The sequence below is a fragment of the Gardnerella vaginalis ATCC 14018 = JCM 11026 genome (genome assembly GCF_001042655.1).
In the GTDB taxonomy this organism is placed as follows: Bacteria; Actinomycetota; Actinomycetes; order Actinomycetales; family Bifidobacteriaceae; genus Bifidobacterium; species Bifidobacterium vaginale.
In genome coordinates, this window is sequence record NZ_AP012332.1 from 687,209 (window position 1) to 700,325 (window position 13,117).

Sequence of the window (13,117 nt, forward strand, 5' to 3'; positions counted from 1 at the left end):
GAAAAATTGGAAGACGGTAATCATGAGTTGTAATCACGTTGTTAATACTGAATTATGGGGTAAAAAGAGAGAAGTTAATGGAGTAATGCAATGGCTTCCTCTTGCTCAACACCTTGAAGATACTGGAAATGTTATTGGTCAATTATGGGATCATTGGCTTAGTGATGGTCAGCGAAGATTGATTGAATCTTCATTAAGTAAACGAGTTGATGCAAAAAAATTATCTCAATTTTTAGGATGCATACATGATATTGGTAAGGCTACTCCCGTTTTTCAGTTTCGAAAATCGTATTCAAATTCAAAAGATTTAGATATTGCGTTAAAAAATAAATTAGCTACTGTTGGTTTTACAAATATCAATGATTTTATTATTAAGGCAGAAGATTGGTCGAGTAGTCATCACACTATAACCGGTCAAGCTATTCTTTCTAATACTGGAGTTCCTGAAGGGGTTTGTGCAATAGTTGGCGCTCATCATGGTAAACCTTTAGATAATGATTCTGTTTATAAAAGTAACGAATCTGCGTATACTGACCATTATTATCAAAGTGAAACTGAGAGTGAAAATAGTAAATTATGGCAAAAGTTGCAGAATGATATTTTGGATTGGGCTTTAGAAAGAAATGATTTTTCTAATGTAGATGATCTTCCAGAAATAAGTGAACCAGCACAAGTTTTATTGTGTGGACTAGTAATTATGGCTGATTGGATTGCAAGTAATGAACAATATTTTCCGCTTATTCCAATAGAGAAAGATTTAATAGAAAATCAGGAAGAAAGATATAGAAAAGGCTGGGAAAAGTGGTTACAACATGGTTCTAAAGACGTATGGGAATCATTAAATTGTTGTAGCAATATTTCGCAAATATACAAACATCGTTTTGGTTTCTTGCCGAATAGTATTCAGACAGCGTTGTACAATGTAATTTCTCATTGCAAAGAGCCTGGAATTTTTATTCTTGAATCTTCAATGGGTTCAGGAAAAACAGAAGCTTCTTTAATTGCTGCTGAGCAATTAGCAAATCTAACCGGAAGAAGCGGAGTATTCTTCGGTCTTCCTACTCAAGCAACTTCTAATGGAATGTTTAGGCGAGTTGAGGATTGGCTTAAAAGTGTGAATAGTGATTTTCAGGGTGAGATTGGTTTACGTTTAGTTCATGGTAAAGCTGAACTGAATGCAGATTATGCGCATTTGCTGCATGGAATGCAAAATATGAATGATGGTTGTGAAAGTACTTCTAGTAGTAATGATGTAAATAATAATGGAGTAATACTTAATGATTGGTTTACTGGACGAAAAACTGCAATGTTGGATGACTTTGTTGTTGGTACAGTAGATCAATTTTTGTTAGCTTCGTTAAAGCAAAAACATCTTATGCTTCGTCATTTGGGATTAAGTAAAAAAGTTGTAATTATTGACGAAGTGCACGCTTATGACGCTTATATGAATAAGTATCTTGAAGAATCTCTTGTTTGGATGGCAGCATATGGTGTTCCTGTTGTGTTGCTTTCTGCTACTTTACCTGCTAAGCGTAGAAAAGAACTTATAAAAGCCTATATGTGTGGGTTGTTTGGGTTTAATTGGAGAGAATGCGATAAATCTAATGTTGATTTTGAAACAAATAATTATCCTTTAATTACGTACAGTGATAAAAACTGTGTAAAACAAAAATTTATTGAAAATGATGCTAGTGATAATAAATCTGTTTCTGTAAGAAAAATAACAGACGATAGCTTACACGAATCACTTGTTAATGAGCTTAAATCCTTGCTAAATAATGGTGGTATTGCTGGGATTATAGTGAACACAGTTAAAAGAGCTCAGGAAATTTATAATGCATGCGTTGGTGAGTTTACTGACGAAGAAGTTATAGTTATTCATTCGCAATTTATTGCTACAGATAGAGTTAGAAAAGAACAACAAATTTGCAATATGATAGGCAAGAATGCTCATAGACCTGTTCGTGCAATAATTATCGGTACGCAGGTATTAGAACAGTCACTTGATGTTGATTTTGATGTTTTGTTTACTGATCTCGCACCTATAGATTTATTACTTCAACGTGCTGGTAGATTACACAGGCATATGATAGAACGTCCAGATTCTTTTAAAGAGCCAATTTTATATGTGTTGGGAACCAGTGAGCGTTATGAATTTGAGAAAGCTTCTGAGTCTATTTACAGTAAATATTTACTTATAAGAACTCAATACTATTTGCCAGATGTTATAAATATGCCTCAAGATATTTCTCGATTAGTGCAAATAGTTTATGGCGATAATCTTTTAGAGTTACAAGAAGATTTGAAAGATGCGTATGCTGCTGCAAAAAGAGAACATGATTCAGTCAGAAATAGTAATGAAAGTGCCGCAAAAACATATAGAATTGAAAATCCAAAATCAGAAATTGGCAAAAAATCTATCGTCGGTTTGTTGAAAAATTCAATTACAAATGAATCTGATGAATTTGCATGTGCTCAAGTTCGTAATAGCGGTGAATCTATAGAAGTTATTGCTGTGAAAAAAGTTGGATCTGGTTATGGAACTTTCCATGATTGTGAAGATATTTCGCAAAATATTGATTATTCAGAAGTTGCAATGAGACTTGCTCAAGAAACAGTAGGATTGCCGTGGATGTTTACATTAAATAATAATCGCATTGAAGAAACGATTAACGAACTGGAAAGAATACGCAAGCAAAAACAGTTCCAAAACTGGGATAATCAGCCTTGGTTGCGAGGTTCTTTGGTTTTACTATTCGATGAAAATAATATTTGCGAAATATCGAAATATAGAGTTGTGTATTCTGAAAAAAGTGGTATTGTATGTATTAAGAGTTTGGAAGAAGACAGAAAGGAATTAAAAGGTGAGCAGGTTTAATCTACTAGATGAGCCTTGGATTTCCGTCATTGTAGACGAAAAAGGCCACAATAAACTCGTATCAATTACAGATGTATTTAAGCATGCATCAGAATATAAAGCTCTTGCTGGCGATATGAAAACTCAGGACTTTGCATTGCTTCGTGTTTTGCTTGCTGCGATTCATACTGTTTTTTCTAGGTACGATATTCAGGGAAATTCTCGTGAATTTGATTCAGGTGAAGATAGTGAAGATGATTTCAATGAAGAAACAATGGATATTTGGCGCGAAGTTTGGAATTCAAAAAAGTTTCCAGATGCAGTTTTCAAATATTTAGAACAATGGCATGATCATTTCTACCTTTTTGATGACAAATATCCATTTTTCCAAGTACTTAAACAGGATATCGATAGTAAAAAGCTTGGCGGTAAATCTCCTAGTGAGATATCTGGTAAAAATATAAATCGATTGATTTCTGAAAGTAACAATAAAATAGCTGTATTTTCTCCAAAAGATAATGTTGATAACAACAAATCGTCACTTACTGAACCACAATTAGCAAGATGGATTATTACCTTACAGTCATACGCTGGATTAGCAGATAAGACCATGTTTGGTACGGAAAAATATAAAGCTTCTAAAGGTTGGCTTTTTGATCTCGGCGGTATTGAGATAATAGGAGCAAATTTATTTGAAACTCTTATGCTCAATTGTGTACTTGTTGGCGATGTGCAATCTCCTGAGAAAAAACAAAAGCCATGTTGGGAATATTCAGGAACAGAAAATATTGAAAATTCGTTTTATGAAACATTTATTGACAATATTTCCCAGCTTTACACTCGCTGGAGTAGGGCAATATATATAAATCCTGATATTAGTGTTGACAAGCCAATATCGGTTTCTATAGTGAAACTTCCTGATATTAATCATAAAAATTCTTTTATTGAACCAATGACAGTATGGCAGTATAACAAGGAAGGTGAAAACAAGGATAAATACACTCCAAGGAAGCATAGAACAGAAGAAGCTATGTGGAGATCATTTGGACTCCTTACATCGCAAGAATTATATGATGGGAGTGTAAAAAATCACAAACCAGGAATTATGGAATGGCTTAACAAAATTAAACATGATATTACTGGTTCTTCTATTTCACTGCAAGCCATAAGTATGAAAGATGACGGCAATGCTACATCTTGGGTTCCTACAGATGAAATATGCGATACTCTGTATATTGATGAAGTCGTAGTAACTGATAATGCTGACGATGGATGGGTATACAGAATTAACAATGAAGTTGAGTATACAAGATCTGCCATAGGATTCATTTACAAGCAATTTCTTCTCGACATATGTGAAATACGCAATAGAAATAAAGATGATGCAACTAAATATTCTGCTAAGTACATTAGTCAGGCTTATTTCTTAGTTGATCAACCGTTTAGAGAATGGTTAGCAAATATTAAACCAAAAGATTCAATGAATGAACGTTGTACTCAATGGAGAAATACTTTGCATAACATACTCATAGATGAGGCAAAAGGAATGCTAGAAAATGCAACATTGCGCGATTTTACAGGTAGACCATCTGATCAAAGCGAGAAAGAATCTACAAAAAATATAGTTACAGCTTACAACATTTTTACTAGTCGATTAAAAAAATTATCAGGAAAATAAAAGACATAGAAAGGAGGCTATTATGGCTGAAAATAAAAGCAAATCTGTTGAAGTATCAAACGCTGTTAGCAAAATCATAAATCAATTTTTGAACAGCTCAGATATTGCATCGAGACGAACTATGCTTGCTCAACTACGTCACACAATCGGTAAGCCATTAAGTCAGTCAATAGAAATATGGCCATGGATATTAAACAATGTGCCAGAAAGCTTCATAGATAAATATGGCGAAGTTAACTACCAATTGCGAGCTGTTATAAACACTTTGCAAATATACGCATTGTACGAGCAAGGTGTTGCAGAAAAATCAAGTTATAAAGATTTGAACAAATCTGAAGATTCAGAAAATGAAAAATCTTATAACAATATGGGAACAGCTTTAAGAACACTAAGAAGTGATGAAGGCGTACGTGGAGCTATGGATAGGCGCTTTAGTGTTATGATCACTGCAAACGACTACGAAAGTTTTTACTACTACCTTCGTCAACTAGTTCGACTACTAAAAAGCAGAACAAAAGAAAATCAACAATCGATTGATTATTCTAAACTAGCTCGCGATTTATATTTGCTTCAGTTTGAAGATTCAGAAAAAGTAAGACTTTCCTGGGCGCAAGAATATTATCGCTTAAGCAAGTAGCAATAACTTTTTATCAACATCACATATTTTAAAAATTACATATTTCAAAAACAACGTTATTAAACAATTAACTAAAATTTAGAAAGGCAAAACAATGAACGCTCATTTATTCTTAGATATTCAAGCAATCCAAACTGTTCCACCATGCAATATTAATCGCGATGATGCAGGCAGTCCAAAAACTGCTCAATATGGCGGTGTAACTAGAACCAGAATAAGTTCTCAATGCTGGAAGCACTCAATGCGTGAATACTTCAAAGAGCACAGCGGTGATTCTAATGTTGGAATACGAAGCAAAAATATTGTTAAATACGTTGCCGATAAAATCATTACGTTAAAACCAGAATTATCTGAACAAGAAGCATTAGATTTAGCAGATAAAACGTTAAATACTGCTGGAGTTAAAACTAAAACAGATAAGGGGGAAACAGTTCCTACAGCAAAAGCTTTATTCTTCTTAGGCGAGACTCAAGCAAATTCTCTAGCTCAAGCAGCAATCAATAATGTTACTGACAAGAAGCAACTGCAAGAAATCTTGAGAGATAATCCACCTATTGATATTGCGTTATTCGGTCGCATGCTTGCAGACGATCCATCGCTTAATGAGGACGCTTCTTCGCAAGTTGCTCACGCAATTTCCACTCACGCTGTTCGTACTGAATTCGATTACTATACTGCTGTTGATGATTTATCTGCGGATGATAATGCTGGAGCTGGAATGCTTGGAACAATAGAATATAATTCTTCAACGCTGTATCGTTATGCAAATGTTGCAGTACATGAATTTAGCCATCAGTTGAGCGATAACAAAGAATCTACAATTAATGCTCTTAGACTTTTTATTGAAGCTTTCGCTAACGCAATGCCTACTGGCAAAGTAAATACTTTTGCTAATCAAACTTTGCCGCAAATGCTGGTGGTAACTTTAAGAGATGACAGGCCAGTGAACTTAGTTAGTGCATTTGAAGATCCAGTAAAATCTAAGGACGGATATGTTTCAAAATCTATAGAAAAGCTATCTCAAGAATACGAAAAAGTTCAAAAATTTGTCCATAAACCACTTGCATCATTCTATGTAACAATGGATTCTTCGAATGAGGAAATTAAATTAGGCGTGGAAGAGCAAAGTATGCAGCAATTGTTGGATGACTTTTCTTCTAAAGTCTCCGAATTCCTTCAGTAAATTCCTTAATAAATAACACTTATTAGTTGATATTTAGTGTTTAAGAGTTAGGAAGCTTATGAAAAGTTTATTACTGAAGTTTTCTGGGCCATTGCAATCATGGGGTACAGATTCGCATTTTGAGACTCGTCACACAGACTACTATCCATCTAAAAGTGCGGTAGTAGGCATGATTGCTGCAGCTTTTGGATATAGAAGAAGTGCAGATTGTGATGAAGCGATTGCAAAGCTTAATGATTTAGATTTTGCAGTACGAATAGATCAGCAAGGAAATTTGCTTAGAGATTATCATATTGCTGCAAAATATAAGTCTAACGGTGACTTTGAAAAAAATTACGTTACAAATCGTTACTATCTAGAAGATGCCATATTCCTAGTTGCAATAGGATCCGATAATGAGCAACTTATTTACAGTATTAACGATGCGTTGCGCTCGCCGTATTTTCAATCTAGTTTAGGCAGAAGATCATTGCCTCCTACTGCTGACTTTATTCTAGGAGTAGAAGATTGTGGAGTAATTCAGGCTCTATTAACGCATGAGTGGCTTGCAAACAAGTGGTCTAAAAAAAGATTTAATACTTTTAGACTATCTGATTCATCAGAGTCTGCTGATGAATCATGCAATGAAGTATTTATATCCTTATACGCTGATTCTGATTTAGTAGATAAAGCTGCAGCAGAATTAGTTAAAGACGATACTAGTACTTATAAAATTCAGGGATCAGTTCGCAGATTGCGCAAGGATTTCGTTAATTCTTTCTCTAACAAGGAAAGAAAATTCGGATTCCGTTACGAGTCAAAAGTGGAAATACCTATTAAGAGAATTCTCCACAATAATTCGGATTCGGAAGGTATTTCATCAGATAGTAAGCATGTGAAATCTACTGGAGATTTTATTGCTGAGCATGATGCTTTTTCTGGATTGGAGTCTTAAATGTCTTATTTAAGCAGAGTTGAAATTGATTATAAAAAGCCCTCATCATTGAGAGATCTTAAATCTGTCGGAGCTTTTCACAATTGGGTTGAGCAAAGTTTTCCCGACGAATGGGAGAATCATGAAAGAAGCCGAAAACTATGGAGAGTTGATGTTCTGCATGGAAAACATTACTTGCTTATAGTGAGTGATTCTGAACCAGATTTGCAACGTCTAGAGATGTATGGTGTTGCTGGAACAGCGTCAAGTAAGAATTATGATAAGTTTTTAGGCTCACTGATGAATGGCATGAGAATGCAATTTCGTGTGACGCTTAACCCTGTTGTTTCTATTTCTGATACTGCTGAAACTCGCACTACTAGAGGTAGGGTAGTACCACATGTTACTTATGATCAGCAGATGAATTTTTTGCTTAATCGCGCACAAAAATTAGGTTTTTCGTTGAACGAAAATGAATTCGCTATTGTTGAACGCGGATATAGCTTATTTACAAAGTCAGAAAAACCTATTCGATTAAGTAAAGCTGTTTATCAAGGTATTTTAACAATTAGTGATGCAAAGATTATGCGTAAAACACTGTTAGAAGGAATTGGCAAAAAGAAAGCGTATGGCTTTGGAATGATGACAGTAATTCCTTTAGACAATTAAATAAATGATTAAAGGCTGTAACAGTATGAAAAAGAAATTCGGTGCCAAAAAAGCTGAAATACCAGAGCTTCCACGTATAAGCGACAGAGTGAGTTTTATATACGTAGAGCATGCGAAAATTAATCGTCTTGATAGTGCTGTTACAGTCTTTGATGCAAATGGAACTATAAGAGTTCCTGCTGCAATGATTGGCGTTTTACTTTTAGGCCCTGGTACTGAGATTACTCATAGAGCTATGGAATTACTTGGAGATGTTGGTGCAAGCATAGTTTGGGTTGGTGAGCATGGGGTTCGAAATTATGCTCATGGTAGAGCATTGTCAAGAAGTTCAAGATTGTTGGAAAAACAAGCAAAACTTGTTACTAATAATAGGTCTAGACTGAGCGTTGCGAGAAAAATGTATCAAATGCGTTTCCCTAACGAAAACGTATCGTCATATACTATGCAACAATTGCGAGGTCGAGAGGGCGCTCGTGTTAGACATGTATATAGGGAAATGTCTAACCAATACAATGTCCAATGGAATGGTCGCGATTATAAAATCGACGATTTTGAAAGTGGCACTGTTGTTAATCAAGCATTGTCTGTAGGTAACGTATGCTTATACGGTTTAGTGCATAGCATAATATCTGCTTTAGGTTTAGCACCTGGATTAGGTTTCGTACATACTGGACATGATCTTTCTCTCGTATATGATATTGCAGACTTATATAAAGCTGAATTAACTATTCCTGCGTCTTTTGAAGTTGCTTCTCAGTGTGAATCCGAGGATGACATTGAACAGTTAATGCGTTTGAAGATGCGCGATTGCTTCGCAAATTGCAACATAATGTCTCGTATTGTTAATGATATACAAAATCTTCTTGAAATACCAATTGACGAGCAAATTACTGTTGATGTAATACATCTTTGGGACGATAAGGAACTTCTAGTAGATTCTGGAATAAATTACAGTGAGGTGAATTGATATGCCGTTAACTGTGATTACGATGACTAACTGTCCACTATCTTTAAGAGGTGATTTAACCAAGTGGATGCAAGAAATAGCTACAGGCGTTTACGTCGGCAATTTTAATAGTCGAGTTCGAGAAGAATTATGGAAGCGCATAGAAGACAGTGTTGGAAATGGTGCTGTAACAATGAGCTTTTCTTCCAGAAATGAAATTGGCTACGATTTTAAAACTATTCATTCGCATCGTGAGGTGGTTTATTCGGATGGATTACCTCTGGTACGTATTCCAACAGTTGATACATTAGAAAACGATATTAAACATGGATTTAGCGATGCAGCACATTTTCATAACGCAAGGAAATTTTCAAATGTTAGGCGTAAAAGTATTAATACTACTTCTAATAAAATTGAAAATAATCTTACAACTGAAAGTATTAGTTATCTAAGTTATGATAATGTTTCTCAAAATGCAAAATTTACTACAAATAATGAAGAAATAACTTGTACAGATTACTGGAAAGATTTTATTGGTAAAACAAGTAAGAATTTTGTTGTAATAGATTGCGAAACTACAGGTTTAAATAGCAAAGTTGATAAAATTATCGAAATTGGAGCCGTTAAGTTCATTGATGGGAAAATTGAAGAATTCCAGAAATTAATAAATATTAATTGCGATAGCGTTAGTAATTTTAACAAAAATAATTTTATTCCTAATGAAATTATTGAGCTAACTGGTATTACATCCAACATGCTTGAATCTTATGGTGTCGGATTAGATTTAGCATTAAGAGAATTTATTGATTTTGTGGGAAAATTACCATTATTAGGATATAACGTATCGTTTGATATTGGATTTTTTAATTCGGCTTTATTCTCATTAGATGAGAAACTCAGCAGTGCTTTTTCTGTTAATAAAGTTATTGATATTTCACGTTTTGTGAAGCATGATAGGAGGTTTTTGAAAAATTATCAGTTGAAGACTGTTCTGCATGAGTATAACATTTCTGAGTCAGTTCCTCATAGAGCTCTCCTGGATGCTAGGCTAACGGCGCGTCTTGTTCTTAATTTGACAGAATTGTTAAAGTTTCTTTCATAAGGTTATAATTTTGAAGGATTGTGTGCAACAATGGGTTAATTTTGAAAAGTAAATAGTTTTTACTATTTAGTCTTGGAAAAATAGCTATTTTATTGGGATTTTTAAGTGTATTTCCCGCATACGCGGGGGTGATCCCCTTCACGTTCTTTTGCTTTACAAGTATCCTGCGTATTTCCCGCATACGCGGGGGTGATCCCGGCACGGTTAAGCCGTTTGATATGCCGCTCCCGTATTTCCCGCATACGCGGGGGTGATCCCTCATCATTGGCTACACTCTCTGGATGCTTTAAGTATTTCCCGCATACGCGGGGGTGATCCCCGTAAAGTTTGCATAATGCGGCAACCAGATGCGTATTTCCCGCATACGCGGGGGTGATCCTGTGTTTTTACGAGGTTTTATACCTTCAAAAAGGTATTTCCCGCATACGCGGGGGTGATCCTCGTTAATGCGTGCTAAAAAGTTTTGTAAATACGTATTTCCCGCATACGCGGGGGTGATCCTTATAAGCTGTAATTATAGGTGTAATATCTTTAGTATTTCCCGCATACGCGGGGGTGATCCTGGTTTGACGGTTCAGAAACAGATGTTTATGTAGTATTTCCCGCATACGCGGGGGTGATCCTATCAATTTAAGAGCGAAAAGAAAAGTTTTTATGTATTTCCCGCATACGCGGGGGTGATCCCCGATGCGCAATGAGTGATTATGATTTTAGAGCGTATTTCCCGCATACGCGGGGGTGATCCCCGATGCGCAATGAGTGATTATGATTTTAGAGCGTATTTCCCGCATACGCGGGGGTGATCCCACTCTTGTAGATGCTGTGCTTGAGCGGCTTATGTATTTCCCGCATACGCGGGGGTGATCCGCGTCGTGCCGCGGCGTGCGATAGTGTCATCGAGTATTTCCCGCATACGCGGGGGTGATCCTTGTACTAGGTGGCGCAATCGATAGTTTTATTGGTATTTCCCGCATACGCGGGGGTGATCCTATGGCATTAAACGGCATTGACATATCATGGTAGTATTTCCCGCATACGCGGGGGTGATCCTATTTTCCTTATTTTGAGCTAATAATAAATTTAGTATTTCCCGCATACGCGGGGGTGATCCTAATCAAATTATTCGGATACTAAAAACCAAACCGTATTTCCCGCATACGCGGGGGTGATCCTCGTCATCACTCCATCCTTAAGCACAGGCTCAAGTATTTCCCGCATACGCGGGGGTGATCCTGAGCTTGTAAACGCTCTTGTAGATGCTGTGCTGTATTTCCCGCATACGCGGGGGTGATCCGTATGATGCATTGACGTGACATCTAAAGAACAAGTATTTCCCGCATACGCGGGGGTGATCCCTAACACGTTAGCAGATGTAGCCATTCGTGAACGTATTTCCCGCATACGCGGGGGTGATCCCAAACGTTCTTCATTGCTTGCATTGCAAAATTAGTATTTCCCGCATACGCGGGGGTGATCCCCCAATGGCTTCCTCATCTCTAGCACGCTGCGCGTATTTCCCGCATACGCGGGGGTGATCCCTTGTATTCTCAATCAGAGAATACTTTGAGTATGTATTTCCCGCATACGCGGGGGTGATCCCGAAGCCTGCGAAGTGTTCCTGCTGGAATGTTTGTATTTCCCGCATACGCGGGGGTGATTCCACGCCCGAATTGGGTATACTAAGTGTGTCGTTGTATTTCCCGCATACGCGGGGGTGATCCTGTCAAGTGTACCATCTTTTAATTCTTGTGCTAGTATTTCCCGCATACGCGGGGGTGATCCCGTATCATACTTTCTGAGTTTTGTCCTTATTGTGTATTTCCCGCATACGCGGGGGTGATCCCGAGTTGAGCGGCAAAGTCGAACATGAAACACAGTATTTCCCGCATACGCGGGGGTGATCCTAAGCACCCTAAAAACGCGGCGGGTATAACCACGTCTTTTCCGCATACGCTGGATAAAACCTACATGTGCGGCAAGTGTGGTTGTAGTAGTCTAGTGGTGGATATGATAGCGGACGCACAAGTGGAGGTTAAAACGCTACGCGGCGTATTATATCGCGCGCGTTGATTGTTTTTATAATAGGGTAGGCAAATAAAAACTTGCCTACCCCTTATTTTTACTGTTGATTGTTTGACTCTGCTTTAGCTGCTTTACTAACCGCCTCTTGCAGCGCTTGCCATGATGACGGCAGCTCTACAGGGCGATGTGGGCGGCGCGCAGCCCAATCACGTATAATGTCATAATCCCACGCAGGCTTTGCTGTTAGCGCACCAACTGAGTGCGTTGGTAGTGGGATCAGACCGCGGAGGCTACTCGCATCTTGACCATCTAAGGCTGCACGCCTAGATCGCACCAAATACTGGCGCATAGACTCGTAGCCGACGCCAAGAAGACGCGCAATATCATGCAGTGATACGAGTACTGTTTGACCGTTCTCATCTAGCATAATATGCTCCTTATTTTTCTTTACTACTACCCGTTAAACCAGCAGACAGTCCAGCAATACCAGCAGCTAGAGTGAATCCAATGCCAGCAAATGGCACTTGTAGAACAACGTTTGTTGCCGCTGTAATAGCGCAGATGGCTGAAATAATGCCTAATACTCTTGTTTTACTCATAATCGTATTCTTGTTTTACTCATAATCGTGTGGAAAGATTGAGGCTAGGGGTTCTAGCCAGTATCGTTGGTTGGAACCCCCGTTTTTTTGCCCATAATCCCAGCATAACACCATGACTCTTCTTGCTCACCGTCTAGCAGTGCCTTCAGCAACGAGTAGTCGAATAAGCTCAGCCGCGTCAGCTGCACTATTAGGCAAAACGATAGGGTTACGAGAACGGTTAGCAGCATACATGCGAATTGTTTCATAATTCCACAATGGTGCTTCTTGCACAATGCCTGCCAACGCGTCTGGGAGTGGAAAATCCGCAATTGTGAGCGTGCCTGCTTTCTGCTTTTTCCTAGTAATCACCAAATACTGGCGAATCGTATGACTTCCAACGCGTGTTTCGTAGCGACCGTAATAAAACATGAGCACTTTAATAATTGGCGCAAAACACAATATATAAATCTCGAATACTATACAAACTTCTTGAGCACACCAAGCGACACGCCAAAAGACGCAAAGCTTG

General features: G+C 37.7%; 11 protein-coding genes and 1 CRISPR repeat array. Of the genes, 8 read left to right on the forward strand and 3 right to left on the reverse strand.

Features of this window, described 5'->3' with window-relative positions; genetic code table 11:
* The first annotated feature begins 22 nt into the window (after window positions 1–22).
* The 8 genes from GAVG_RS02585 to cas2e all read left to right on the forward strand — a co-directional run bounded on the left by GAVG_RS02585 (window position 23) and on the right by cas2e (window position 9,985).
* The gene (locus GAVG_RS02585) at window positions 23–2,878 is read left to right on the forward strand and encodes a CRISPR-associated helicase/endonuclease Cas3 (protein WP_009994025.1); all 2,856 of its coding nucleotides are present in this window, start codon (window positions 23–25) and stop codon (window positions 2,876–2,878) included.
* A complete protein-coding gene (locus tag GAVG_RS02590; RefSeq protein WP_009994024.1) occupies window positions 2,865–4,535 on the forward strand; it encodes a type I-E CRISPR-associated protein Cse1/CasA in 1,671 nt (556 codons plus the stop codon). The genes GAVG_RS02585 and GAVG_RS02590 overlap by 14 nt, the downstream gene beginning before the upstream one ends.
* 22 nt (window positions 4,536–4,557) lie before the next feature.
* Window positions 4,558–5,172, forward strand: a complete 615-nt coding sequence (casB, locus tag GAVG_RS02595) for a type I-E CRISPR-associated protein Cse2/CasB (RefSeq protein WP_009994023.1) — start codon at window positions 4,558–4,560, stop codon at window positions 5,170–5,172.
* Window positions 5,173–5,266: 94 nt separating this feature from the next.
* Entirely contained in the window at window positions 5,267–6,355 is a 1,089-nt protein-coding gene (gene cas7e / locus GAVG_RS02600; RefSeq protein ID WP_004138505.1) for a type I-E CRISPR-associated protein Cas7/Cse4/CasC, read from the forward strand.
* A 58-nt stretch (window positions 6,356–6,413) separates the two neighbouring features.
* Window positions 6,414–7,289 (forward strand): type I-E CRISPR-associated protein Cas5/CasD, encoded by an 876-nt coding sequence (gene cas5e / locus GAVG_RS02605; RefSeq protein ID WP_009994022.1) that lies wholly within the window; start codon window positions 6,414–6,416, stop codon window positions 7,287–7,289.
* Complete coding sequence (gene cas6e / locus GAVG_RS02610; RefSeq protein WP_004112674.1) at window positions 7,290–7,937, forward strand: type I-E CRISPR-associated protein Cas6/Cse3/CasE; 648 nt, start codon at window positions 7,290–7,292, stop codon at window positions 7,935–7,937.
* A gap of 25 nt (window positions 7,938–7,962) precedes the next feature.
* Window positions 7,963–8,904, forward strand: a complete 942-nt coding sequence (gene cas1e, locus GAVG_RS02615; protein ID WP_004112676.1) for a type I-E CRISPR-associated endonuclease Cas1e — start codon at window positions 7,963–7,965, stop codon at window positions 8,902–8,904.
* Between the two features lies 1 nt (window position 8,905).
* Window positions 8,906–9,985 (forward strand): type I-E CRISPR-associated endoribonuclease Cas2e, encoded by a 1,080-nt coding sequence (cas2e, locus tag GAVG_RS02620; RefSeq protein ID WP_004112679.1) that lies wholly within the window; start codon window positions 8,906–8,908, stop codon window positions 9,983–9,985.
* A 107-nt stretch (window positions 9,986–10,092) separates the two neighbouring features.
* Window positions 10,093–11,889: a CRISPR direct-repeat array (repeat unit 28 nt; unit sequence GTATTTCCCGCATACGCGGGGGTGATCC).
* Between the two features lie 215 nt (window positions 11,890–12,104).
* Here the strand turns inward: cas2e and GAVG_RS02625 are convergent.
* The 3 genes from GAVG_RS02625 to GAVG_RS02630 form a co-directional block, all read right to left on the reverse strand.
* The gene (locus GAVG_RS02625) at window positions 12,105–12,434 is read right to left on the reverse strand and encodes a hypothetical protein (RefSeq protein ID WP_004111911.1); all 330 of its coding nucleotides are present in this window, start codon (window positions 12,432–12,434) and stop codon (window positions 12,105–12,107) included.
* A gap of 10 nt (window positions 12,435–12,444) precedes the next feature.
* Entirely contained in the window at window positions 12,445–12,606 is a 162-nt protein-coding gene (locus tag GAVG_RS06835; RefSeq protein ID WP_004111910.1) for a hypothetical protein, read from the reverse strand.
* Window positions 12,607–12,732: 126 nt separating this feature from the next.
* Entirely contained in the window at window positions 12,733–13,017 is a 285-nt protein-coding gene (locus GAVG_RS02630) for a hypothetical protein (protein WP_013399556.1), read from the reverse strand.
* Window positions 13,018–13,117 lie beyond the last annotated feature (100 nt).